At 65.3% G+C, this 24550-nt stretch carries 21 protein-coding genes; 14 read left to right on the top strand and 7 right to left on the bottom strand.

Translation table 11 applies throughout. The annotated features are described in order from the left end of the window. Nucleotides 1-109 precede the first annotated feature (109 nt). From QA635_RS37890 to QA635_RS37850, 9 genes are all read left to right on the top strand, one after another. Nucleotides 110-1099 (top strand): sulfate ABC transporter substrate-binding protein, encoded by a 990-nt coding sequence (locus QA635_RS37890; protein WP_225645140.1) that lies wholly within the window; start codon nucleotides 110-112, stop codon nucleotides 1097-1099. 71 nt (nucleotides 1100-1170) lie between these two features. Continuing rightward, the gene (gene cysT, locus QA635_RS37885; protein ID WP_229160995.1) at nucleotides 1171-1956 is read left to right on the top strand and encodes a sulfate ABC transporter permease subunit CysT; all 786 of its coding nucleotides are present in this window, start codon (nucleotides 1171-1173) and stop codon (nucleotides 1954-1956) included. Nucleotides 1957-1963: 7 nt separating this feature from the next. Beyond that, complete coding sequence (cysW, locus tag QA635_RS37880) at nucleotides 1964-2926, top strand: sulfate ABC transporter permease subunit CysW (protein WP_425249099.1); 963 nt, start codon at nucleotides 1964-1966, stop codon at nucleotides 2924-2926. After that, nucleotides 2916-3965, top strand: a complete 1050-nt coding sequence (locus tag QA635_RS37875) for a sulfate/molybdate ABC transporter ATP-binding protein (protein WP_028334728.1) — start codon at nucleotides 2916-2918, stop codon at nucleotides 3963-3965. The genes cysW and QA635_RS37875 overlap by 11 nt, the downstream gene beginning before the upstream one ends. Nucleotides 3966-4164: 199 nt before the next feature. After that, nucleotides 4165-4662, top strand: coding sequence for a CAP domain-containing protein (locus QA635_RS37870; RefSeq protein WP_028334729.1), 498 nt, complete (start codon nucleotides 4165-4167; stop codon nucleotides 4660-4662). Nucleotides 4663-4770: 108 nt separating this feature from the next. Beyond that, complete coding sequence (locus tag QA635_RS37865; RefSeq protein WP_283064951.1) at nucleotides 4771-5940, top strand: DUF3734 domain-containing protein; 1170 nt, start codon at nucleotides 4771-4773, stop codon at nucleotides 5938-5940. A gap of 12 nt (nucleotides 5941-5952) precedes the next feature. Continuing rightward, a complete protein-coding gene (locus QA635_RS37860) occupies nucleotides 5953-6741 on the top strand; it encodes a 3-hydroxybutyrate dehydrogenase (protein WP_137476689.1) in 789 nt (262 codons plus the stop codon). A 289-nt stretch (nucleotides 6742-7030) separates the two neighbouring features. After that, a complete protein-coding gene (locus tag QA635_RS37855; RefSeq protein ID WP_283064949.1) occupies nucleotides 7031-8335 on the top strand; it encodes an FAD-binding oxidoreductase in 1305 nt (434 codons plus the stop codon). A gap of 24 nt (nucleotides 8336-8359) precedes the next feature. Continuing rightward, nucleotides 8360-9541, top strand: coding sequence for an MFS transporter (locus QA635_RS37850; protein ID WP_283064948.1), 1182 nt, complete (start codon nucleotides 8360-8362; stop codon nucleotides 9539-9541). 83 nt (nucleotides 9542-9624) lie between these two features. Here QA635_RS37850 and QA635_RS37845 read toward each other — a convergent pair whose 3' ends face one another. Together QA635_RS37845 and QA635_RS37840 are read right to left on the bottom strand one after the other, a co-directional pair. Continuing rightward, nucleotides 9625-11007, bottom strand: a complete 1383-nt coding sequence (locus QA635_RS37845) for an oligosaccharide flippase family protein (RefSeq protein WP_425249220.1) — start codon at nucleotides 11005-11007, stop codon at nucleotides 9625-9627. A 189-nt stretch (nucleotides 11008-11196) separates the two neighbouring features. Then, entirely contained in the window at nucleotides 11197-12036 is an 840-nt protein-coding gene (locus QA635_RS37840; protein WP_253604651.1) for a protein-disulfide reductase DsbD domain-containing protein, read from the bottom strand. Nucleotides 12037-12172: 136 nt separating this feature from the next. Here QA635_RS37840 and QA635_RS37835 point away from each other — a divergent pair, with 136 nt between their 5' ends. After that, nucleotides 12173-12832 carry a YqgE/AlgH family protein gene (locus QA635_RS37835; protein WP_076824945.1) on the top strand — a complete coding sequence of 220 codons (660 nt, stop codon included), beginning with the start codon at nucleotides 12173-12175 and terminating at the stop codon, nucleotides 12830-12832. A 263-nt stretch (nucleotides 12833-13095) separates the two neighbouring features. Here QA635_RS37835 and QA635_RS37830 read toward each other — a convergent pair whose 3' ends face one another. Both QA635_RS37830 and QA635_RS37825 read right to left on the bottom strand, forming a co-directional pair. Next, nucleotides 13096-13983: a TauD/TfdA dioxygenase family protein gene (locus tag QA635_RS37830; protein WP_283064943.1), complete on the bottom strand. Its 888-nt coding sequence runs from the start codon at nucleotides 13981-13983 to the stop codon at nucleotides 13096-13098. A 101-nt stretch (nucleotides 13984-14084) separates the two neighbouring features. Further along, the gene (locus QA635_RS37825) at nucleotides 14085-14864 is read right to left on the bottom strand and encodes an SDR family NAD(P)-dependent oxidoreductase (protein ID WP_283064942.1); all 780 of its coding nucleotides are present in this window, start codon (nucleotides 14862-14864) and stop codon (nucleotides 14085-14087) included. Nucleotides 14865-15045: 181 nt separating this feature from the next. Here QA635_RS37825 and QA635_RS37820 point away from each other — a divergent pair, with 181 nt between their 5' ends. Together QA635_RS37820 and QA635_RS37815 are read left to right on the top strand one after the other, a co-directional pair. Further along, nucleotides 15046-15780 (top strand): SDR family NAD(P)-dependent oxidoreductase, encoded by a 735-nt coding sequence (locus tag QA635_RS37820; RefSeq protein ID WP_283064940.1) that lies wholly within the window; start codon nucleotides 15046-15048, stop codon nucleotides 15778-15780. A 59-nt stretch (nucleotides 15781-15839) separates the two neighbouring features. Further along, nucleotides 15840-16217, top strand: coding sequence for a CsbD family protein (locus QA635_RS37815; protein WP_050387227.1), 378 nt, complete (start codon nucleotides 15840-15842; stop codon nucleotides 16215-16217). Between the two features lie 235 nt (nucleotides 16218-16452). Here the strand turns inward: QA635_RS37815 and QA635_RS37810 are convergent, their stop codons facing one another. Both QA635_RS37810 and QA635_RS37805 read right to left on the bottom strand, forming a co-directional pair. Then, nucleotides 16453-18159: an SGNH/GDSL hydrolase family protein gene (locus tag QA635_RS37810; protein ID WP_283064937.1), complete on the bottom strand. Its 1707-nt coding sequence runs from the start codon at nucleotides 18157-18159 to the stop codon at nucleotides 16453-16455. 324 nt (nucleotides 18160-18483) lie between these two features. Next, nucleotides 18484-19863 (bottom strand): lytic murein transglycosylase, encoded by a 1380-nt coding sequence (locus tag QA635_RS37805; protein WP_283064935.1) that lies wholly within the window; start codon nucleotides 19861-19863, stop codon nucleotides 18484-18486. Nucleotides 19864-20086: 223 nt separating this feature from the next. On the opposite strand from QA635_RS37805, the gene galU reads away from it, so the two are divergent. Beyond that, entirely contained in the window at nucleotides 20087-20962 is an 876-nt protein-coding gene (gene galU / locus QA635_RS37800) for a UTP--glucose-1-phosphate uridylyltransferase GalU (RefSeq protein WP_028334743.1), read from the top strand. A 256-nt stretch (nucleotides 20963-21218) separates the two neighbouring features. Here the strand turns inward: galU and QA635_RS37795 are convergent, their stop codons facing one another. Next, nucleotides 21219-22175, bottom strand: coding sequence for a hydrogen peroxide-inducible genes activator (locus QA635_RS37795; RefSeq protein WP_283064934.1), 957 nt, complete (start codon nucleotides 22173-22175; stop codon nucleotides 21219-21221). A gap of 118 nt (nucleotides 22176-22293) precedes the next feature. Here QA635_RS37795 and katG point away from each other — a divergent pair, with 118 nt between their 5' ends. Further along, a complete protein-coding gene (gene katG / locus QA635_RS37790) occupies nucleotides 22294-24459 on the top strand; it encodes a catalase/peroxidase HPI (protein ID WP_283064933.1) in 2166 nt (721 codons plus the stop codon). Nucleotides 24460-24550 lie beyond the last annotated feature (91 nt).

Below are 24550 nucleotides of genomic sequence, written 5' to 3'. Positions count from 1 at the left end.
GCTGCGCCGCCGAAAACAAAGAAAACCGGTTTCGTTGACTTAAGACCACTTCACCGTGAGTTATGTCTTGCGTGTTCCCTGACATTTCTCAGGTTGAATGGAGAGCGAAATGATCCGTCGTATCCTGCCGCTGGTCGCGGGATTGTTGTGGGCGAGCTCGGCCTTTGCGGCCGACTATTCGCTGCTGAACGTGTCCTACGATCCGACGCGCGAGCTCTATGTCGATTTCAACAAGGCGTTCGCCGCGGCCTATCAGAAGGAAACCGGCAAGAGCGTCGAGATCAAGCAGTCGCATGGCGGCTCAGGCTCGCAGGCGCGCTCGGTGATCGACGGATTGCAGGCCGATGTCGTCACGCTGGCGCTCGCCTATGACATCGATGCGATCGCGGGCAAGGGCCTGATCGCGGCCGACTGGCAGAAGCGGCTGCCGCTCAACGCCTCGCCCTACACCTCGACCATCGTGTTCCTGGTGCGCAAGGGCAATCCCAAGGGCATCAAGGATTGGGACGATTTGATTAAACCCGGCGTCAGCGTCATCACGCCGAACCCGAAGACCTCGGGCGGCGCGCGCTGGAATTATCTCGCCGCCTGGGGCTATGCGCAGAAGAAGTTCGGCTCGACCGACAAGGCGAAGAAGTTCGTCGCCGATCTCTATCAGAACGTGCCGGTGCTCGACACCGGCGCGCGCGGCTCGACCGTGACTTTCGTCGAGCGCGGCGTCGGCGACGTGCTGCTGGCGTGGGAGAACGAAGCCTTTCTGGCGCTTCGCGAATTCGGCGCGGACAAGTTCGAGATCGTGGCCCCGGCGCAGTCGATCCTGGCCGAGCCGCCGGTCGCCGTCGTCGACAAGGTCGCCGACAAGAAGGGCACCCGCGCCGTCGCCGAGGCCTATCTGAAATACTGGTACACCAAGGAAGGCCAGGAGATCGCCGCGCGCAACTCCTACCGGCCGCGCGATCCCGAGATCGCCAAGGAGTACGAAAAATCCTTCGCCAAGGTTGAACTTTTCACCATCGACGACGTTTTCGGTGGTTGGACCAAGGCCCAGAAGGAGCACTTCGCCGAGGGCGGCATCTTCGATCAGATTTACAAGAACTGATCGGATTATCAGGGGGATATGTGAGCACAGCGGTTGCACGGCGCAGTACCCTGCCGGGGTTCGGTCTCACCATGGGACTGACCCTGACCTGGCTCTCCGTTATCATCCTGATTCCTCTGGCCGCGTTGTTCCTCAAGACGTTCGAGCTGAGCCTCGACCAGTTCTGGGCCATCATCACCAGCCGCCGCACCCTGAACGCCCTGAAGATTTCGTTTGGGCTTTCGTTTGCAGCCGCCTGCGTCAATCTGGTGATGGGCACCGTCATCGTCTGGGCGCTGGTGCGCTACCGCTTTCCGGGCCGGCGGCTGTTCGACGCCATCGTCGATATTCCGTTTGCCTTGCCGACGGCGGTCGCCGGCGTCGCGCTGACACAGCTGTTCGCGCAGAAGGGCTGGCTCGGCGCGCCGCTCGCGGAGCTCGGCATCAAGGTCGCGTTCACGCCGATCGGCATCTTCATCGCGATGATCTTCATCGGCATTCCGTTCGTGGTGCGCACGGTGCAGCCGGTGCTGATCGATCTCGATCCCGAGATCGAGGAGGCGGCGGCGAGCCTGGGCGCCAATCGCTGGCACACCGTGTTTCGCGTCATCCTGCCGAGCTTGATTCCGGCGCTGCTCACCGGCTTCGCGCTCGCCTTCGCCCGCGCCATCGGTGAATACGGCTCGGTGATCTTCATCGCCGGCAATCTGCCCAATGTCTCCGAGATCGCGCCGCTGTTGATCGTGATCCGGCTGTCCGAATTTCGTTATGCCGATGCCACCGCGATCGCGGTCGTGATGCTGGTGGCCTCGTTCCTGATCATCTTCCTGATCAACCGGCTGCAGCGCTGGGCGCAAGCCCGCATCCCTGTGCATTGAGGTCGAGATGTCGATGCAGACGGGATTGGTGACCTCGACCACGCAACTGCGGACCTACGCACCCGCGACCGATGTCAGCGTCGCCGCGCCGGCGCCGCGGCTCGAGATCGCGCGCGCGGAGCCGGGGACGGCGCAGCGCAATTTGCGCACCGAGCCCGGCCCGATCCGCTTCATCATCATCGCGCTCGCGATCGCCTTCCTCAGCATCTTCGTCGTGCTGCCGCTGGTCGTGGTGTTTGCGTCGGCCTTCTCGAAAGGTGTCGTCGCTTATTTCGCGGCGCTGGCGGAGCCTGAGGCGCTCGCCGCCATCAAGCTGACGCTCTTGATCGCCGCGATCTCGGTCACGCTCAATCTCGTGTTCGGCGTGATCGCGGCCTGGGCGATCTCGAAGTTCGAGTTCACCGGCAAGACCTTCCTGATCACGCTGATCGACCTGCCGTTCTCGGTCTCGCCGGTGATTTCGGGCCTGGTCTTCGTGCTGCTGTTCGGCGCACAGGGCTATTTCGGGCCATGGCTGCAGGCGCACAACGTCCACATCCTGTTCGCGGTACCCGGCATCGCGCTGGCGACGATCTTCGTCACCTTCCCCTTCGTGGCGCGCGCGCTGATCCCGCTGATGCAGGAGCAGGGCACCCAGGAAGAGGAAGCCGCGATCTCGCTCGGCGCCTCCGGCCTGCAGACCTTCTTCCGCGTCACGCTGCCCAACATCAAATGGGGCCTGCTGTACGGCGTCCTGCTCTGCAACGCGCGCGCGATGGGCGAGTTCGGCGCGGTGTCGGTCGTGTCCGGCCACATCCGTGGCGAGACCAACACGATGCCGCTGCTGGTCGAAATTCTCTACAACGAATACCAGTTCGTTGCCTCGTTCGCGATCGCGTCGCTGCTCGCGATGCTGGCGCTGATCACCCTGGTGGCGAAAACCGTTCTCGAGCGGCGGCTCGACGAGGCAGAGGTGCCCGATGGCGATTGAAGTCAAGAATATCGTAAAGACGTTCGGCAGCTTTGCCGCGCTCGACAATGTCGACCTCAAGGTCGCCGACGGCGAGTTGCTGGCCCTGCTCGGTCCGTCCGGCTCCGGCAAGACGACGCTGCTGCGCATCATCGCGGGCCTGGACTGGCCTGACTCGGGCGAGGTCGCGATCGACGGCGAGAATGCGCTCTCGCGCGGCGCCAGCGAGCGCCAGGTCGGCTTCGTGTTCCAGCACTACGCGCTGTTCCGCCACATGACGGTGTTCGAGAACGTCGCCTTCGGCCTGCGCGTGCAGCCGCGCGCGATCCGCAAGGACGAAGCGACGATCCGCGCCCGCGTCAAGAACCTGCTCGACCTGGTGCAGCTCGATTGGCTCGCCAACCGCTATCCCAGCCAATTGTCCGGCGGCCAGCGTCAGCGCATCGCGCTGGCGCGCGCGCTCGCGATCGAGCCGCGGATCCTCTTGCTCGACGAGCCGTTCGGCGCGCTCGATGCCAAGGTGCGCAAGGAGCTCAGGCAATGGCTGCGCTCGCTGCACAACGAGATCCACGTCACCTCGATCTTCGTCACCCATGACCAGGAAGAAGCGCTCGAAGTCGCCAACCGTGTCGTGGTGATGGACAAGGGCAAGATCGAGCAGATCGGCTCGCCCGGCGAGGTCTATGACAATCCGGCGACCGCCTTCGTGCATGGCTTCATCGGCGAATCCATCGTGCTGCCGGTCGACGTCGCCGGCGATGCGGTGCGGCTGGACGGCCGTCCCCTGAACATTCCGGCGCTCGGCGCGGCATCGGGCGCGGCAAAACTGTTCGTCCGCCGCCACGACATGGCGGTCGGCCCGGCTGGAACCGGCGCCTTGGAAGGCGCCATCCGGCACGTCCGTTCGTTCGGTCCGATCCAGCGCGCCGAGGTGGCCCTGTCGGGGAGCGAGGGCAAAACCGTGATCGAGATCGACGCCCCCCGCGACCGCGAGCTCCAGGCCGGCGAAATCGTCTCCCTGCAGCCCCGCCGCTACCGGATTTTTGCCGCCCAGGAGTAGGCATCCGGGCGACGGTTCCTGACCACATCCACCGTCATTCCGGGGCGGTCCGTAGGACCGAGCCCGGAATCTCGAGATTCCGGGCTCGCTTCGCGCCCCGGAATGACGGCATTTCGCAGCCAAAAGTTAGCCCCTGTTCACCATTCAGCCACGGTTGGTATGCAACAACGGCGGGCCAATCTTTGGGGGTTTTCTTACAGTGAAACGGACGACGGTCGCCCTGTTCGGGCTTCTGCTGCTTGCCGGCTGCGGCACGGACACCAAAATCCCGGAAGAACCGACCATGTATCTCAACATGGCCCAACCCGGCGCTGTCCTGGATAGCCAGGCGGCCGCGATCATGTTTTCGCAGTATCGCCAGAACAATGGTCTTGGCACCGTGGTGGTCGATCCGGACCTGACCAAGCTCGCCGAGCAGCAATCGCAGGCGATGGCCGCCCGCAACAAGATGGACCATGACGTAAAGGCCCCGCTCGGCAAGCGGCTGCAGGCCGGGGGCTATCCTGCGACGGTGGCGGTCGAGAACATCTCGGCCGGCTATCACACGCTGGCGGAAGCCTTTTCGGGCTGGCGCGATTCACCGCCGCACAAGGCCAATATGCTGAAGAGCGGTGTCACAAAAATGGGCATCGCGGCCGTCTATGCTCCCAACACCAAGTACAAGGTATTCTGGACGCTCATTTTGGCGGCAACCTGATCTCGATAAATTCCGCGTGATCTAACCCCATAATCTCGCTGATTGACGCCGCGGCGAACAGCCGCCACGGTGCGGCGTTCTCGTTGTTTGCAGCCCCAACGGTTACGAATGGATACTTCCGACACCGCGCCTGCCTCGACGCCGGCGCAAGCGCAGCGCGTGCTGGTTCTTCAGGGCGGCGGCGCGCTCGGCTCCTATCAGGCCGGCGCCTTTCAGGCGCTCTGCCACGCAGGCTTCGAGCCGGAATGGATCGCCGGCATCTCGATCGGCGCCATCAACGCCGCGATCATCGCCGGCAACGAGCCGGCCGAGCGCGTGCTGCGGCTGAAGGAATTCTGGGAGATGGTGTCGGCGCCGGTGCCGTGGAATCCGGTCTCCAACCATGAGCGCGCCCGCTCGCTGTTCAACGAGACCAGCGCGGCCATCATCGCGACCTTCGGCGTGCCCGGCTTCTTCACGCCGCGGATTCCGCCGGCGCCGCTGTGGCCGCCCGGCAGCTCGCAATCGCTGAGCTATTACGACACCGGGCCGCTGAAGAAGACGCTGGAGCGCCTCGTTGATTTCGACCGCATCAACGATCTGAAGACGCGCCTGTCGGTCGGCGCGGTCAGCGTCACCTCGGGCAATTTCCGCTATTTCGACAATTACGAGTTCAGGAAGCTCGGCAAGAAGATAGGCCCCGAGCACATCATGGCCTCGGGCGCGCTGCCGCCGGGCTTTCCGTCCGTCGTCATCGAGGGCGAGCATTATTGGGACGGCGGCATCGCCTCCAACACCCCGCTCGACTTCGTGCTCGACGAGGAGGTCAACCGTGATCTGCTGATCTTCCAGGTCGATCTGTTCAGCGCGCGCGGGCCGTTGCCGGAGACGTTGCTGGAGGCCGCCGAGCGCGAGAAGGACATCCGCTATTCCAGCCGGACGCGGATGAACACCGACAAGAACAGGCAGATCCACAACGCCCGCATGGCGGTGCGCGACCTGATCGGCAAGCTGCCCGATTACCTGAAGAACGATCCGTCGGTCGAGCTGCTGCGCAAGGCGTCGAAGGAGAACACCGTCACGGTGGTTCACCTGATCTACAAGAGCAAGAACTACGAGAGCTCCTCGAAGGACTACGACTTCTCCCATGTTGCGATGGTCGAGCACTGGGGCGCGGGCGTCCGCGACGTGCATTTGTCGATGCGTCACAAAGAATGGCTAGAACGGCCGCAGTCCGGGGAGACCATGGTGACTTACGACCTCACGGGGGATGAACCCACACCCCCCGCAAGCAAATAGGAGCGACCGACAATGGGTACGTTGACAGGCAAGACCGCCGTTGTGACCGGCTCGACCAGCGGCATCGGATTGGCGATCGCGCGCGCCTTCGCCGGCGCCGGCGCCAATATCGTTCTCAACGGCATGGGCGTTCCGGCCGATATCGAGAAGGAGCGTTCCGGCATCGAGACCGACTTCAAGGTCAAGGCCGTGCATTCGCCGGCCGACATGACCAAGCCGGCCGAGATCGCCGACATGATTGCGCTCGGCGAGAAGACCTTCGGTTCGGTCGATATCCTGGTCAACAATGCCGGCATCCAGTTCGTTGCGCCGATCGAGGAATTCCCGCCGGAGAAGTGGGAAGCGATCATCGCGATCAATCTGTCGTCGGCGTTCTACGGCATCCGCGCCGCGGTGCCCGGCATGAAGAAGCGCGGCTGGGGCCGCATCATCAACACCGCCTCGGCGCACTCGCTGGTCGCTTCGCCGTTCAAGTCGGCCTATGTGTCGGCCAAGCACGGCATCGCCGGCCTCACCAAGACGGTGGCGCTGGAGCTCGCGCAGCACAAGATCACCTGCAACTGCATCAGCCCGGGCTATGTCTGGACCCCGCTGGTCGAGCACCAGATCCCGGAGACCATGAAGGCGCGCAACATGACCAAGGAGCAGGTCATCAAGGACGTGCTGCTCGCCGCGCAGCCGACCAAGGAATTCGTCACCTCCGATCAGGTCGCGGCGCTTGCGCTGTTCCTGTGCAGCGACGATGCCGCGCAGATCACCGGCTCCAACTACTCGATCGACGGCGGCTGGACCGCGGAGTAATTTTCCGGCGGGACTTGGCGGCCTAAGAAACGAGCCGGCCCTGATTGGATCAGGGCCGGCTTTTGTTTTGAGGCTGCAGGCGTCGCCATCGCCTGCAGCCATCGCTTTTGGCAAAATTTTGCAACTTTTTCCGATCGGATTCAGGACGATTTGGCACGCCGTGGGATGATGGCATGGGCATTCCTGGCGAGGAGCAAATCGGATGGAGCAGCGGCAGGCAAATAACTTGGTGATGGGCGAACCGCATTCCGAGCTTCGGCCCAGCTCCCAGCTACGGCTCAAGGGGGAGGTGGTCCTCGCCGGGAGCGCCGGTTACGACGAGGCGCGCAAGGTCTGGAACGGCGCCATCGACAGGCGGCCGGCCATGATCGCCTACTGCGCGGATACCCGGGATGTGGTCGAGGCGGTGACGTTCGCGAGGTCCCGCACGTTCCCGGTGGCCGTTCGCAGCGGAGGCCACAATGTCGCCGGCCTCTCGGTCTGTGACGGCGGCATGGTCATCGACCTGTCGCGGATGAAACGCATCGATGTCGATCCGGTCAGGCGCACCGCGCGCGCGGAGGCCGGCCTCGATCTCGGCGAATTCGATCGTGCCACGCAGGCGCACGGCCTGGCGACCACCATGGGGGTCAATAGCGACACCGGCATCGCCGGGCTCACGCTTGGCGGCGGCTTCGGCAAGCTCGGGCGAAAATACGGGTTGACCTGCGACAACCTGATTGCCGCCGAAGTGGTGACAGCCGAGGGACAAGTTTTAAGGGCCAGCGCGACCGAACACCCCGACCTGCTCTGGGGCTTGAGAGGCGGCGGCGGCAATTTCGGCATCGTGACTGCGTTCGAATACCAGTTGCACGCGATCGGCACGTCGTTGCCCGTCGCGTCAACGCTCTATCCTTACGATCAGGCGCGCGAGGCCATGCAGTTCTACGATGAATTCGCCCGCAACGCTGCCGATGAGGTCAACGTCGATGCGGCCCTTGTGACGCTGCCGTCGGGCGACCGGTTCTTCAACATCTCCGGTTGTTATGTCGGCTCGCATCATGACGGTGAGCGCGCCCTTTCGCCGATCGTCAAGTTCGGCTCGCCCGTCGAGACGCGCCTCGCAACCGTTCCCTATCTCGAGATTCAGTCAGGCGGCGATGCCCTGTTTCCGCGGGGACGTCGCTATTACTGGAAGGCGCAATTTCTGCGCGAGATCGGTGCAGGCGCGATCGACGCGCTGCTCGACGCCTATGCGAGAGCCCCCAACATCTCGTCCTTGCTGGTTCTCCAGCATGTCGGCGGCGCAATCGCACGGGTTCCGGTGTCGGGCTCGCCTTACGCAAACCGTGATGCGGCGTTCGACTGTTTTCCCGTGGCGATCTGGGACGATCCAGCCGGTGACGAGGCGAACATGCGTTGGGCGCGCGAGCTGTGGAGTGCCGTCAGGCCCTATTCGACCGGCGGTGTCTATGCCAACAACCTGGGGGACGAGGGCGAAGACCGGGTGCGCGACGCCTATGGCGAAAATTACGCACGTCTTGTCGCGCTCAAGAACAAGTACGATCCGACGAATTTCTTCCGCCTGAACCAGAACATCAAGCCGACGACATAGTTCTGGGCATCGGAGAAAATCCAAATGCGAAGCCGCTGGACCATTCTTGCTGCTCTGTTCGTCGCTCGTGCCACCATCGCCTTTCAGTTTCAGAGCGTCGCGGCCATCGCGCCACAGCTCAGCCAGGGTCTGGGCGCGAGCCTGGCCGATATCGGCATTCTGATCGGGCTCTACTTTGCGCCGGGCGCCTTGCTTGCCTTGCCTGGCGGCGCGATCGGCCGCCGCTATGGCGACAAGGTGGTGGTCCTTGCCGGTCTCCTGATGATGCTGGCAGGCGAACTGCTGATGACCACGTCGACGTCGTGGAGCGTGCAGATCGCGGGCCGACTGACTGCCGGCATCGGCGGCGTCCTCCTGAACGTTCTGATGACCAAGATGGTCGCGGACTGGTTTGCCGGCCGGGAAATCGCCACCGCGATGGCTATTTTCATCAACTCGTGGCCGGCCGGCATCGCAGTCGCTCTCATGCTGTTGCCGGCAATCGGGGCCACGCTCGGACTCCATGCCGTCAATCTTGCTGTCGCCGGGGTGATCCTGATCGGTCTCGGCCTCATCGCTCTGGTTTATCGCGCGCCAGATGCGGCCGTCGCGGTTGAAGGCGAGCGCAGCACGCTGACCGCCGACACGATCTGCGCCGTGATTGCCGCCGGGCTGATCTGGTGTCTCTACAACATCGGTTTTGCGATGATCTTCAGTTTCGGTCCATCGATGCTGGTCGAGCAAGGCTGGTCCGGCGCCGCAGCCGGATCAACCATCAGTATCGTGCTCTGGCTCGCCGCCCTTTCGGTGCCGTTAGGCGGCTTCCTCGCCGATCGGACCAGGCGCGGCGAGGTCATCCTGGTCACGGGCTGCATCGCCTTCGCGCTCCTGACACTGCTCCTGTCGCGCAGCGGCACGGTGCTTCCCGTCGTCATTGCTCTTGGAATCCTCTGCGGCCTGCCTGCCGGTCCGATCATGAGCCTGCCTGCGCGCGTGCTCGAGCAGAAGACGCGGCCGATCGGAATGGGAATATTCTACACCGTCTTTTACGCCGGCATGCTGGCTGGACCTGCGATCGGAGGAAAGCTCTCCACCACGGTCGGCTCCGCGAGCGCGGCGCTCGACTTCGGCGCCGCCATGCTCCTGGCTTGCCCGGCCGTTCTGTGGTTCTTCCGCCGTATGGTTGCCGGCCACAATTGGCAGCAGGCGGACGTCAGGCGCGCCTGACAGGCGCAAGGCTGAACGCGGTCAGGCAGGTTTTCCAGTCCGGCGGCGGTCATGCCATCGCATGATGCCGCGCCGGCCGAATGCTACGGCGCCGTCCGCCGCTTGCCGAACGCCAGCACGTGCAGCCCGAGGCGCGAGCGCACGACATAGAACAAGAGGATCGTCTCGAAGGTCAGCGACAGCGAGGTCGAGGCGGCGGCGCCCATGCCGCCGTAGCGGGGGACGAGGGCGATGCAGAGCCCGACATTCATCAGGAACGACACCGCATAGGCGGTGGCGCAGATGCTCTGGTGGCCGAGCATGTTCAACAGCCGCTCCACCGGCCCGATCGCCGAGCGCACCACGAGGCCGATCGCGGCGACGAACATGATGCTGTAGCCGTCGACGAATTTCGGGCCGAACAGCCACAGCAGCGGCTTGCCGAACGCCAGCAGGGCAATGGTCGCGAACAGCGAGGGCCAGAACGTCCAGCTGATGGCGTGTGCGACATAGGCCGACAGCCGGTCCTTGTCGCCGAGCGCGTTGTATTCGGCGAAGCGGTGCGCCGTGGTCGCCGCCATCGCGTAGTGCACGAACGACACCAGCGCCAGCGTCTTCACCACGGCGAAATAGATGCCGACCTCCTCGGACGAGCGGAACTGCTGCAGCATCAGCACGTCGGTGTAGCCGAGCAGCAGATAGAAGCTCTCGACCAGCATGATCGGCAGCGAGATCGCGAACCAGCCCTTGACGTCGTAGGTCTTCTCGCCCACCCCGAGATGGGCGGTGAGGCGGCGGTTGAGCACGATCATCTGGCCGATCGCCGCGATGTACACCGCGGCCGCGCTCGCGATCATCGCCGCGGTGGCGCCGAGATTGAGGCCGAGCGCCAGTGCGCCGACGGTCAGTGCGATGATCAGCCCCTGCCGCACGATGAACTGCGGCATCAGGCCGAGCTGCATCCAGTCATGCGCGCGGGAGATGCCGTCCTGGGTGTTGGCGACGACGAAGGGCGGCAAGGTCAGGCAGCCGATATAGAGCGGCAGCACCGCGTTGGGATCGATCCAGGGCGAGGCGAGGTGGATCACGCCGGCGAGCAGCAGCGCGACCATGCTGGACGTCGCCAGCACCACCCAGCGGCCGCCGGAGAGGAAGCCGCGCAGCGCCGCGAGGTCGCCCCGCGCGCGGTATTCCGGAATGATCTTCTGGGCGGAGGGCGCGATGCCGAAATCCATGGTGCTGCCAAGCAGCAGCACCCAGGTCCAGACATAGACATAGATGCCGTAATCCGAGCCGCTCATCCAGCGCGCCAGCAGGATCTGCGCGAGATAGGCGATGCCGGCGCTGATGACGCGGATGGCGAAGATCATGCCGGCGAGGCGCTTGGTGACCGACGCCTCGTTGGTGCCGCCGAGCGCGCGCGCAGCGAGGCCACGCAGGCGTGCGGCCCGGCCCAATGGCGCAGAGGTTGCCGATTGTGTCTCCATCACAGCCAAGGCGGAAAATTCCTAAAGCGCCGCGTGGCGGCAATGGCCTCCGATCTATCAACGAAACGTTAAGATTGGGTTCGGCGACGCACCCCTTCGGGGTCGTCCCGGGGCAGTGCGAAGCACTGAACCCGGGAGCTCGAGATTCCGGGTTCGATGCGCTGCATCGCCCCGGAATGACCCTACGGCTCAATTCAAATTGATATTGAATTCGTAGCTTTTGTCGCCGCCGACCAGCGTCAGCTTCAGCGCGGCGCCGTCGGCCTTGGCGCCGGGCGGCAGGCCGTCGAGCTCGAAGGTGAAGCGCTTCACGCCCGGCGGCGCGTGTTCGACGAGCTTGGGCACCGGCAGCGCCCAGTCGGGCGTCGGCCCCTCGACGAACAGGCTGAGGTCGCGGCTCTCGGGCGCGCTGACATCGACCAGCACGCTGTTCTTGCCGTCGCGCTTGACGTCGCGGATCGAAAACGGGATCGGGTCGCCGATATTGGCAGGCTTCGGCACCGCGTTGAGCGCTTCGGACAGCGCGGCGTCCTCGGTCGATGCGACGCTTGCGAACGCCAGCTCGGCCTTCGCCTCCACCGGCACGCACAGCTTCTCGCACACCGCGTAGTTGATGTCGGCGCGCAGCACCAGCGGCTTGTCGGGATTCTTCGCCACGATGCGCAGCGGCAGCACCACCTGGTGCTTGTAGCCGAGCGAGGTGCCGCCGGCGCCGTCGTCGAATTGCCGCGGCGCCGGCCACATCACGGTGACCGCCTCGACGTTATCCGACCTGGAGAAATCGAACCGCGGCGGCACGCCGGAATCGCCGGGCGTCCGCCAATAGGTCTTCCAGCCGTCCTGCAACTGGAACGCAATGCCGCCAAGCAGCACCGCGCCGCTGCGCGATCCGGCGAGCAGCCGCACCGCCGAATGCGTGTCCTGTTGCCACGGCGAGGCGTCGTCGGCGCGGACCTCCGTTGCCATACATGCGACGGAAAACAGGGCGGCAACGCCAAATGCGGCACGCAAGGGAACTATGACGATCATGAGACGTCTTTACCCGCAACTTTCGGTGCAAACCATTGAATTGCTTGTGATGCATCGCCGCACGACGGTCGATGGTTGATTGACAGAACCGCCACCCGATATCAGGATGTCAAATCAGCAGGAAAGGCCTTTGCGGATGCGCCCTGAAGGCAAAACAGGCAAGACTCGCAAAACCGCCGCCGGCAGAAGCCCGGCCGTCGGTGCCCATGCCGCCGAAGGTGGCTATCTCGACGGCCAGATGCTGATCGCGATGCCTGTCATGAACGACCCCCGCTTCGAACGCTCCGTGATCTACATGTGCGCGCATTCCTCCGAGGGCGCGATGGGCATCATCGTCAACCGTCCCGCCGGCAGCATCGATTTCCCCGGGCTACTGGTGCAGCTCGACATCATCGAGAAGTCGGACCAGATCCAGCTGCCCGAGAATGCCGAGATGATGAAGGTGATGAAGGGCGGCCCGGTCGATACCGGCCGCGGCTTCGTGCTGCATTCCAGCGACTTCTACATTCAGGATGCGACGCTGAACATCGACGACGGCATCTCGCTCACCGCGACCGTCGATATCCTGAAGGCGATCGCCAAGGGCGCAGGGCCGAAGCACGCGATCCTCGCGCTCGGCTATGCCGGCTGGGCGCCGGGCCAGCTCGAGAACGAGATCCAGCACAATGGCTGGCTGCATTGCGACGCCGATCCGGAATTGATCTTCGGTACCGACGTCGACGAGAAATACGCGCGCGCCTTGCGCAAGATCGGCATCGAGGCCGGCATGCTGTCGAACGACGCCGGCCACGCGTAGGCCGCGCTGACGTCGTCGACGATCCGTCCACATTCACGGTGTCGTCCCTGCGAAAGCAGGGACCCATAACCACCGCATGCAGTTGCGGCACCGCGCTGGGGCCACAGCGTCGCGCAACAACGGCGCTCCGTGGTTATGGGTCCCGGGTCGCGCGGAGCCTGTCATCGGGCGGCGCTTCGCGCCGACCCGTTGGCTTGCCCGGGACGACGGCTGTGGGTTCGACTACGACAGCGGTGGTTTGGCTACGACAGCCTTCGCGACCGCTACTCCGCCGCTTCCTGCGCGACCGTCGGCTGGGTGCCCGCGACCGTGGCGCGGCGCATGTCGCGGGGCTGCGACTGGTCGTAGCGGCGGACGCGGTGCACGGTCTGGCGGTTGTCCCACATCACGAGGTCATGCACCGTCCATTTGTGCACATAGACGAATTCGGGCTGCGTCGCGTGCTCGGTCAGATCGCGCAGCAGCAGCCGCGCCTCCGGCATGCTCATGCCCCTGATGGCGCCGGCGTGCGAGGACAGATACAGCGACTTGCGGCCGTGCACCGGATGCGTGCGCACCAGGCGCTGCAGCACCGGCTTGAACATCTGCTTCTCGTCGTCGGTGTAGTCGAGGAAGCCGAGCGAGCCGCGCGAATACATCAGCGAGTGCTCGCAGATCATGTCCTCGATCTCGGCCTTGGTCTCGTCGTCGAGCGCGTCATAGGCGGCGCGCATGTCGGCGAATTCGGTGTTGCCGCCCTTCGGGTTCACCACGCGCGCCGACAGCAGCGAGAATTTCGCCGGGATCGGCCGGAACGAGCTGTCGGAATGCCACAGGCAGTTGCCGAGGTTGAACAGATGGGTGCGGTGGTCCTTCGGCAGCGGCTTGCCGTCCTTGCCGAGATTGCTGACGTCGTTCAGCCCGGAGGCGAGGCGGTAGTCCTGCTTCTTCGTCACCGTGCCGCCGCGCGCATCTTCGCGCTCGCCGAAATTCAGCGCGAATGCCATCTGCTGCTCGTCGGAGATGTCCTGGCCGTGGAACACAAGCACGGCGTATTTGTCCATGCCGGCCTCGACGTCGATCGCTTCCTGCTTCGTCAGCGGCTTGCGCAGATCGACGCCGGAAACCTCGCCGACGAAATGCTTGTGAAGCTGCCGGATCAGGACCGTCATTGGCGTATCTCCCCGTCTATCGCGGGCGGTTTTCCCGCTTCGTTTGACGGGAAGGCTACTCGACGCGCGCGCGCTGTCAACGCTCGCGGGCCGTGCGCGGGTCAGGCATTCCGCGCCATCAACCCGCCGTCGACCGGAATCACGGCGCCGGTCAGGAACGATGCAGCGGGCAGGCACAGGCTCAGCGTCATGTGCGCGACCTCTTCCGGATCGCCGTAACGGGCGAGCGCGGTGCGGCGCTTGGCGTAGAGCGTCTTGTGCTCCTCGGAGATGCGGTCGGTGATGGCGGTGCGGATCGGGCCCGGGCAGATGCAGTTCACGGTGATGCCCTCGCGTCCCAGTTCCACCGCGAGCGAGCGGGTCAGGCTGGTGACGCCGCCCTTGGCCGCGGAGTAGGGGCTGTGCAGCGCGGTCGCGCCGAGCGCCTCGGTCGAGGCGATGTTGACGATGCGTGGCGAGTGCGACTTGCGCAGGTATGGCAGTGCCGCGCGGATGATGCGCGGATGCGCCGTCAGCATCACCGCGATGCCCTTGGCCCAAGCGTCCTCGTACGCGGGATCGTCGATCGGCACCCGCACCGAGATGCCGGCATTGTTGACGATGATGTCGAGCCCGCCGAAATGCGCGGCGACGTCGTTGACGACTTTGGTGATGGCGTCGCGATCGCCGACGTCGAGCGTCCAGGCCTTCGCCGAGCCGCCGCCTGCGGAAATCTCCTTCGCCACCGTCTGGGTGCCTTCTTCGGTGAGGTCGGTGACCGCGACATTGGCGCCTTCATCGGCAAACACCCGCGCGGTGGCGCGGCCCATGCCGCTGGCGGCGCCGGTGACGAGAACGGTGAGGCCCTTCACCGAACGGCTGAGCTGCTTGTATTCGGACATGACGGACCCCCCGTTGATTTTCTGCGTTGTGAGAGACGGCAACGCTGGCACCGATCGCAAGATACGTCAAACCACTGATCCGATATCGGCATGCGCGCAGCGCGTTAACGCAAGTTTCCCGGTTGGCTTTCCGAGAAGGATCATGCTCAATCAAGACAACAGCACGAGAGAGGAACGCGCGATGAACGAGCTCGATTTCGGCGGCAAGCAGATATTGGTGGTCGGCGGCTCCAGCGGCATCGGCAACGGCATCGCGCAGGCGTTCCGCGCCAGGGGCGCGCGCGTCGCGATCTGCGGCACCCGCGCGCAGGCGAGCGACTATTCCACCGAAGAAGGCTCGCATCTCGAGGGCCTCGCCTACGCGCAGCTCGATGTCAGCAACCCGCAGGCGATCGAGGCCTTCAAGCCGTCGTTCGACCGGCTCGACGTGCTGGTGCTGGCGCAGGGCGCGGTGATTTACCGCCGCGGGGAATTCGAGATGGAGGGTTTTCGCAAGGTGCTCGAGGTCAACCTGATGAGCCTGATGGCCTGCGCCACCAAATTCCAGCCGATGCTGAGCGCAGCTAAGGGCTCGCTGATCATCGTGAGCTCGACCGCGGCCTATCATTCCACCATGGGCAATCCGGCCTACAACGCCTCGAAGACCGGCGCCGTCGGGCTGACGCGCACGCTCGGCGAGGCCTGGGCCGAGAACGGCATCCGGGTCAACGGCATTGCGCCCGGTCTCGTCGACACCAAGATGACCAAGGCGACGACGGCCAATCCGAAGCGTCTCGAAGGCGCGCTCGAGCGCATTCCGCTGAAGCGTCTCGGCACGCCCGCCGACATGGCCGGCGCCGCGCTGTTCCTGGCCTCTCCGCTCGCCTCCTACATCGTCGGCCAGACCATCGTCGTCGACGGTGGGCTGATCCTGTAACCGCAGGAACCTGCGCGCCGTTTCCCGGTTAGCTCCCGGACAGATCAGGGAGCGTGACGATGGACAAGGATCGGATTTTCGGAACGGCGAAGGAGTTCGCGGGCAAGGCCGAAGGTGCTGTCGGCGACGCGACCGGCGATGCGCAGACCCAGGCCTCGGGCCGCGCGCGCGAAGCCGCGGGCTCGGTGCAGGATCTCTACGGCCAGGCCAAGGACGCCGCGCGCGACGCCGCCGACACCGCGGTCAACTACGCCAAGGATGCCTATGAGCATCGCGGCGAGACCGTTCGCAGCGGACAGAAGGCGATGGCGCATGCGGTGCAGGAGAACCCGCTGGGATCGCTGCTGATCGCCGGCGGCATCGGCTTTGCACTCGCGCTCCTGATGACGCGCCAGCCGCGCCGCCCGCCGCCGTCGCGCTGGCGCTATTACGGTTGAGCCATACGATGAAATCGCAGGGCGGGTTGGCGACAGCGTAACCCACCATCCCGCCGCGCAAGACATCGGCGGGTTACGGCTTCCGCCTGACTTGCAAACCCACCTGTCGTCATTGCGAGGAGCGAAGCGACGAAGCAAACCATCTGTCCGCGCGTGCGGATCGATGGATTGCTTCGCTTTGCTCGCAATGACGGAGCCTGCCCGTTTCGTCGTCTGAAGAGCCTGGCAGAAATCCTTACTGCCACGGACTCCCGGGCACCGCGGCCCGCTGTCCGACACCGCGCGGCGGGCGCGGCGGCGGAGCGACCAGCGGGCGCTGCTGTGGCGCGCCGAACCCGAACAGATCGCGCAGCCAGGGCTGTGTCTGCGGCTGCTGTTGCGGCTGGGCCTGGGTCTGGGCCGGACGGAACACGCGCCTTGGCGGCTTCGGCGCGGTGATGATCGAGCCGTCGGGCGCGATCGCCGTGGTCGAGGGCGGCGGATTGGCCGGCCCGCCCGCCGGCGCGGCCGGCGTGGTCGCGGCAACCGGCACATCGCCCTTGGCTTGCTCGCGGCCCATCTCGCGGCGCGGCCAGACGAAATCATCGGCGCGGCCGGCGGGCGGTGCCAGCGCCTCGCCCTTCACCAGCGTGCGCGCGGCGAGCGCATCGACGGCGGCGGGCCGCGAGCCCGGTCCGCCGAGCAATTGATCGGTGCCGACCGTGGAGGCGACCAGCGGCAGCACCGGCCCTGCCAACGGCCGCGGCGCGGGCTTGCCGGGCTCGGCGCTGGTATCCGGCGTCGCCGGTTCGCTGGGCAGCGCGATCGGCCCGGAGCGCACCGCGAGCAGGCGCGTCACCTCGCGCTCGACATAATGCGCGAGCTTGCGCGCGCCGGCCTTGGTGAAGAACACGCCGTCATCGGTACGTAGCTTGCGGGGCTGGCCTTCGAAGTCCGGGCCCTTCTGCATGAAGCGGCCGGCCTCGTCGACAAAGCCGTCCCAGACGTCGACATAGGTGATGCCGGCCTTGCCGGCGCCGTCGCGATAGAGCGCGTCGAGGAACAGCATGTCCGACGTGCCCTTCTGGCCGCGGATCGCGGGCAGGCCGACCCACAGCACCGGCACGCCCTTGCTCTTCAGCACGTTGATCAACTCCTCGATCTTCTTGCCGTAGAGCTCGACCCAGCGGTCGTCGCGGAATTCATAGAGGCCGTTCGGCGAACGCGCAGTCTTTTCCGGCGCGGCCTGCTGATCATTGTCGGCGTCGTCGGCCGGCGGCTCGGCCTCGACCGGCTTGCCATCAGTTTTGGCGGCGGTATCGGGCTTGTCGCCCGGCTTGGCCTCGGGCTTGCCGCGCGCGTCCTTTTTCTCGTCCTTCTTGTCGACCTTCTTCTCCACGACAGATTCGCGGATCGCGGTGCGGTCGTTGAGACCGAGCATCACGACGATGGCGTCGGGGTTCTCGGTGGCGAGAATGCCCTTCGCGGCCGCGGCCCAATCCGCCGGATCGCCCTTGGGCTGATAGCGGATCAGGCCGGAGACCGTCTTGTGCTTGCGGATCACGCCCATGTCGGGCTGGTCGGAATAGGCATCTTCCAGGCCATAGCCGAGCCAGTCGGCCATGGCGTCGCCGATGACGAGCACGTTGCGCTCGGCGGCGGCCTCGCGCTTGGCCGGTGCCGGAGCGCGCGAGAAATCCTCGCGCGGCCGCTGCGGCTGCGATGATTGCGGCTGCTGCTGCTGGAACGGCGCGAAGAAATCACCGCCGAACCAGCCGCCGCCGCCATGCTGCGGCGGAGCGCGGCGCTGTGGTTGCGGCGGTCCGCCACCAAAGCCGGGGAAGCCGAAGAATTGCGCCGAGGCGGGCTGGGCGATGCCGATCAACAGCGCAAGCGCCACCGTCAGCGCGACCAGCGGACCGGCTTCGGTGAATATGCGCAAAAAGGACTTTGGCTCTCGCATCGCGTTCGGTCGCAAATGATCTGGAAGTACGTGAGCATACTAGCGGAATCGGGCCGCAAGCGGGCAGCTTTTCCACCTTAAATCGGGTGCCTCCGGCCGCCGTCAAGGCAGGCGGCAAATATTGGATTTCACGGTTACTTTCGGGGTGGAGGGCCTGAGTATGGCCGCATCGGAACTGCGCCCCCTCTCCCGCTTGCGGGGGAGGGAGAGCCGTAGCCCGGATGGAGCGAAGCGTAATCCGGGACCAGACCAGCCGCACGGCGAGAACCCCGGATTTCGCTGCGCTGCATCCGGGCTACGGGCGGCAGCCCTCCGGTTTCAGCCCTATCGCCCCCGCAGCCGCTCCAGCACCTCGGAGGTGGCAAAGCCGTCGGCCGGCGCCCCGATCGACACCTGGAAGCCGCGCAGCGCCTCGCGGGTCTGGCCGCCGAACTGGCCGTCGGGCGTGCCCTTGTAGAAGCCGCGCTGGGCCAGCAGTTGCTGTAGTTCCAGCCGCTCGGCGCGCGACAGCACCCGCTCCTGGCGCGGCCAAGGCTGCGCGAAGGGCTGGCCGCCGCGCAGGCGGTCGGCGAAATGGCCGATGGCGAGCGCATAGGCCTCGGCCGGGTTGTACTTCATGATCACCCGGAAATTCTGCAGCATCAGGAAGCCCGGCCCCTCGGCGCCGGCCGGCGCCAGCAGATAGGCCTTGTCGGACGGCCGCGGGAACGGCTGGCTGTTCGGCCGCTTGAGGCCGAGATGCTCCCATTGCGACAGCGGCATGGCCTTGGCGCGGTCGGCCAGCATGTAATTGAGGCCTTGCGGCAGCACGACCTCGTAGCCCCAGCTCGCGCCGGTCTGCCAGCCGTCCTTCTTCAGATTGTTGGCGGTGGAGGCGATCAGGTCGCTCGGATTGTCGACGACGTCGCGGCGGCCGTCGCCATCGCCATCGACGGCATAGCGCTTGAACGCGGTCGGCATGAACTGGGTCGGGCCGAAGGCGCCGGCCCAGGAGCCGCGCATCTGCTCGGGCCTGAGGTCGCCGCGGTTGAGGATTTCCAGCGCCGACAGGAACTCGTCCTTGAAATAGGCCTGACGGCGGCCGATGCAGGCGAGCGTCGCGGTCGACTGCACCACGTTGCGATCGCCCATCTGGGTCGAGTAGTTCGACTCGATGCCCCAGATCGCCGCGATGATGTAGCGGTCGACGCCATAGGCCTTCTCGGTGGCGTCGAACTGCGGCTTGTATTTCGCAAGGATCTCGCGGCCCTTGGCGAGCCTGGTGTCGCTGACCAGGATGTCGAGATAATCCCAGATCGCCTTGGTGAACTCCGGCTGCGAATCCATCAGATCCATGATGCGCAGATCGGGCGTCAGGCCGGCGGTGAAGCGCTCGAAATTCTCTTGGGTGATGTTGCGCCGTGCGGCATCTGGCCACATCGCTGCGACGCAGTTCGGGAAGTCCGACGCGGCCTGGCGGATCGCCGCTGCGGTCATCAGCGGATGGCCGGAGGCGCCGTCTTCACCGCTCCACGGCGGTGCCGCGCCGTCCTGTCCGGTTGCGGCCTGCGGCGGCGTCGCGTTCGGTCCGGAAAAGATGCTGTCGATCAGGTTGGTCAGGCCGTTGCCCGCCGACTGGGCTTGCGTGCTGCCGGGCAGCAGCAGGGCCAGCGCGATCAGGCTCGCGCCGAAAAGCTTGGTCCTTGATGTTCCCAACGCGCGCATTTGTCGTGTGCCTGTCAAAATCGTGCTGTTCCAGAAGGCCCCGGCACGGTTTCCAACAACTTAACAAGGGCGAGATTTTGTTGCGGCCCGCATTGGCTGACGGGAACGGCGGAATTAAGCCGCACCACACATCCGCCTTTGTTGGCGGCTGCAAAACGGGGTACCAAAGGCATGATTCATTTCGTGCCGCCGTCCCACCCATTTCAAGGCTTCCGATAATCCCATGAAGATCCGCAAAGCCGTATTCCCCGTCGCCGGTCTCGGTACCCGCGTGCTGCCCGCCACCAAGGCGATGCCGAAGGAGATGCTGACGATCGTCGACAAGCCCCTGATCCAGTACGTGGTCGACGAGGCCCGGGAAGCCGGCATCGAGCATTTCGTGTTCGTCACCGGCCGCAACAAGGGTGTCATCGAGGATCACTTCGACCGCATGTTCGAGCTTGACACCACGCTGGCGCAGCGCGGCAAGAAGACCGAGCAGGATATCCTGGCGCAGAACCAGCCGGAGGCCGGCGCGATGAGCTTCACCCGGCAGCAGGCGCCGCTCGGGCTCGGCCACGCGGTGTGGTGCGCGCGCGATATCATCGGCAACGAGCCGTTCGCGGTGGTGCTGCCGGACGAGCTGGTGCTGAACACGCCGGGCTGCCTCAAGCAGATGATCGACGCCGCGAGCAGGCTTGGTGACAAGTCGAACCTGATCGCGGTCGAGGCGGTGCCCGACGAACTCACCCATCAATACGGCATCTGCAGCGTCGGCAAACGCACCGGCAACATCTTCGAGGTCGACCGCATGGTCGAGAAGCCGCCGCAGGGCACCGCGCCGTCCAACCTGTCGATCACCGGCCGCTACATCCTGCAGCCGGAGATCTTCAACATCCTGGCCACGCAGGAGCGCGGCGCCGGCGGCGAGATCCAGCTCACCGATGCGATGATCGGTCTTGCCAAGACGCAGAAGTTCTACGGCGTGGAGTTCGAGGGTGAGCGCCACGATTGCGGCTCCAAGCCCGGCTTCCTCCGCGCCAACATCGCCTTCGGCCTCAAGCGCCCCGAACTGCGCGACGGCCTGATCGCCGAGATGAAGAAGTATCTGGAGAAGTAGGGGCCGCCTCGTCCCGTCATTCGCCGCGAGAATGCGGACGTATGATTCCCAGACCGCGCAACATTCGCTGTCGTCCTGGCGAAAGCCAGGACCCATTACCCCGACCATCAGTTGTTGAGCGAAGCTGGAGCCACGATCCCGTTCACAATCAAACGCGGTGGTTATGGGTCCTGGTTTTCGCCAGGACGACGGTTGTGGGGGTGGCGAGACGTGTGCGTCAAACGAGAACTACATCTTCGCCGCAGCGTCTCGGCAATCACGCCACCTTCTTTCGTCCCGCGCGTTTCGCCGGCTCCTTGGCGCCGTCCTGCTTCGGCGCGCGCAGGGCGCGGGCGGCGAGGCTGACGACCTCGGAGATCTGCTGAAGCTGCGCGGCGAGCGGAGAGGTCTTACGCCAGACCATGCCGATGGTGCGCGACGGCTGCGGGTGCTTGAAGCGCGAGACCGTGACCGGCGCCGAGCGCGTCTCCACCGTCACCGCCATCTCGGGGATCAGGGTGACGCCGATGCCGGCGCCGACCATCTGCACCAGCGTCGACAGCGAGCTCGCGTCCAGCACCTCGCGCGGCGGCGAGGACTGCATGTTGCAGAACGACAGCGCCTGGTCGCGGAAGCAGTGGCCCTCCTCGAGCAGCAAGAGCCGCATCTCGCGCAGCATCTCGGCGCTCGGCACCGGCGTCTTGGCATCCTCGCCCGGCCGCACCAGCAGGAAGTTTTCCGAGAACAGCGCGACCTCGGTCAGCGACGGTTCCGATACCGGCAACGCCACGATCGCGGTGTCGAGCCGGCCCTCGGCGACCTCCTTGATCAGCTTCGGCGTCAGCGTCTCGCGGACATGGATGTCGAGCTCGGGATGCAGCCGCGCCAGGTTCTCGATCACCTTCGGCAGCAGATATGGCGCGACGGTCGGGATCATGCCGACCCGCAGCCGCCCGGCAAGCTTGTCGCGCGAGGCGCGCGCGAAGTCGCCGAGTTCGTCGACCGAACGCAGGATGTCGCGCACGCGGCGCAGCAGGTCCTCGCCGAAGGTCGTCAGCGTCACCTGCCGCGCATTGCGTTCGATCAGCACGCCGCCGACCGCCTGTTCCATTTCGCGGATCTGCATCGACAGCGCCGGCTGCGACACCGCGCAGGCATCCGCGGCGCGCCCGAAATGGCGGTGGTGGGCCAGAGCATCAAAATACCTGAGTTGCCGGAGTGTGACATTTATCATCAGATAATCTTATCGACGCGATCACTAAAGTCAATTTCCTCTGATGGAATGGGTTGCGTAGAATCGTTCTTGGAAGAGCTCCAGCGCATTCCAGAATCCATCACCTCGGAGAAGAAACATGGACGCAAAAACCGACGAAGGCGCGGGCAAATGCCCATTCACAGGCGGGCCTCGCGGGCACTCGAATCGTGACTGGTGGCCGGAGACGCTCGACGTTCAGGTGCTGCATCGCAACTCCAGCCTGTCCGATCCGATGGGCAAGGGCTTCGACTACGCCAAGGAATTCAAGAGCCTCGATCTCAACGCCGTGATCAAGGACCTCACGGCCCTGATGACGACGTCGCAGGAATGGTGGCCGGCCGACTTCGGTCATTACGGCGGCCTGATGATCCGCATGGCCTGGCACTCGGCGGGCACCTATCGCATCACCGACGGCCGCGGCGGCGCCGGCGCCGGTCAGCAGCGTTTCGCCCCGCTCAACAGCTGGCCGGACAACGCCAACCTCGACAAAGCGCGCCGGCTGCTGTGGCCGATCAAGCAGAAGTACGGCCGCAAGATCTCGTGGGCCGATCTGATGGTCCTCGCCGGCAACGTTGCGTTGGAATCGATGGGCTTCAAGACGTTCGGTTTTGCGGGTGGCCGCGCCGACGTGTGGGAGCCGGAAGAGCTGTACTGGGGTCCGGAAGGCACCTGGCTCGGTGACGAGCGCTACAGCGGCGAGCGCCAGCTCTCCGAGCCGCTCGGCGCGGTGCAGATGGGCCTGATCTACGTCAACCCGGAAGGCCCGAATGGCAATCCGGACCCGGTCGCCGCCGCGAAGGACATCCGCGAGACGTTCTTCCGCATGGCGATGAACGACGAGGAGACCGTCGCGCTGATCGCCGGCGGCCACACCTTCGGCAAGACCCACGGTGCGGGCGATCCGTCGTTGATCGGTCCGGAGCCGGAAGGTGGCGCGATCGAGGAACAGGGTCTCGGCTGGAAGAGCAAGTTCGGCACCGGCGTCGGCGCTGACGCGATCACCGGCGGTCCCGAGGTCACCTGGACCCAGACCCCGACCAAGTGGAGCAACCACTTCTTCGAGAACCTGTTCAAGTACGAATGGGAGCTGACGAAGAGCCCGGCGGGTGCGAAGCAGTGGAAGGCAAAGGGCGCGGACGCCGTCATTCCGGACGCGTTCGATCCGTCGAAGAAGCATGTCCCGACGATGCTGACTACCGACCTGTCGCTGCGCTTCGATCCGGCCTATGAGAAGATCTCGCGCCGGTTCTATGAGCATCCGGATCAGTTCGCGGACGCCTTCGCCCGCGCCTGGTTCAAGCTCACGCACCGCGACATGGGTCCGATCCAGCGCTACCTCGGCCCGCTGGTGCCGAAGGAGACGCTGATCTGGCAGGACCCTGTGCCGGCGCTCGATCACGCCGTGATCGACGACAAGGATATCGAAGCGCTCAAGGCGAAGATCCTCGCCTCGGGCCTGTCGGTGTCCGAACTGGTGTCGACCGCCTGGGCCTCGGCCTCCACGTTCCGCGGCTCCGACAAGCGCGGCGGTGCCAATGGTGCACGCATCCGCCTTGCGCCGCAGAAGGACTGGGATGTCAACGAGCCGGCGCAGCTCAAGACTGTGCTGAGCAAGCTCGAATCCATCCAGAAGGAGTTCGGCAAGAAGGTCTCGCTGGCCGATTTGATCGTGCTCGGCGGCGCGGCTGCGATCGAGAAGGCGGCCAAGGACGGCGGCACCAGTGTGAAGGTCCCCTTCACGCCGGGCCGCACCGATGCGACGCAGGACCAGACCGACGTCGAGTCTTTCGCTCCGCTCGAGCCGCGGGCTGACGGCTTCCGCAACTACATCGGCGGCAAGCATCAGTTCCTGCAGCCCGAGGAAGCGCTGGTCGACCGTGCACAGCTCATGCGGCTGACCGGACCGGAATTGACGGTCCTCGTCGGCGGCCTGCGCGTGCTCGGCGCCAATGCCAAGAAGTCGAAGCACGGCGTCTTCACCGGCAAGCCGGGGACGCTCACCAACGACTTCTTCCTCAACCTGCTCGACATGGGCACGGTGTGGAGCGATGCCGGCCAGGGCGTCTATGAGGGCCGCGACCGCAAGACCAAGGCGGTGAAGTGGACCGGCACCCGTGTCGACCTGATCTTCGGCTCGCACTCGCAGCTGCGGGCGTTCGCCGAGGTCTACGGCCAGTCCGACTCCAAGGAGCAGTTCGTGAAGGACTTCGTCGCGGCCTGGGCCAAGGTGATGAACGCCGACCGCTTCGACCTCGTGAAGTAAGCGGCGAGCAAACGGCAATCAGGGCAGGGCGGCGCTTCGGCGCCGCCCTGTTTCATTTGGGGGATGATGCGGAAGGATTTTCGCGGTTTGC

Source organism: Bradyrhizobium brasilense (assembly GCF_029714345.1).
Lineage (GTDB): Bacteria > Pseudomonadota > Alphaproteobacteria > Rhizobiales > Xanthobacteraceae > Bradyrhizobium > Bradyrhizobium australafricanum.
Note: the sequence above shows the minus strand (reverse complement) of the source record. Positions and strands in the feature narration are given on the sequence as shown.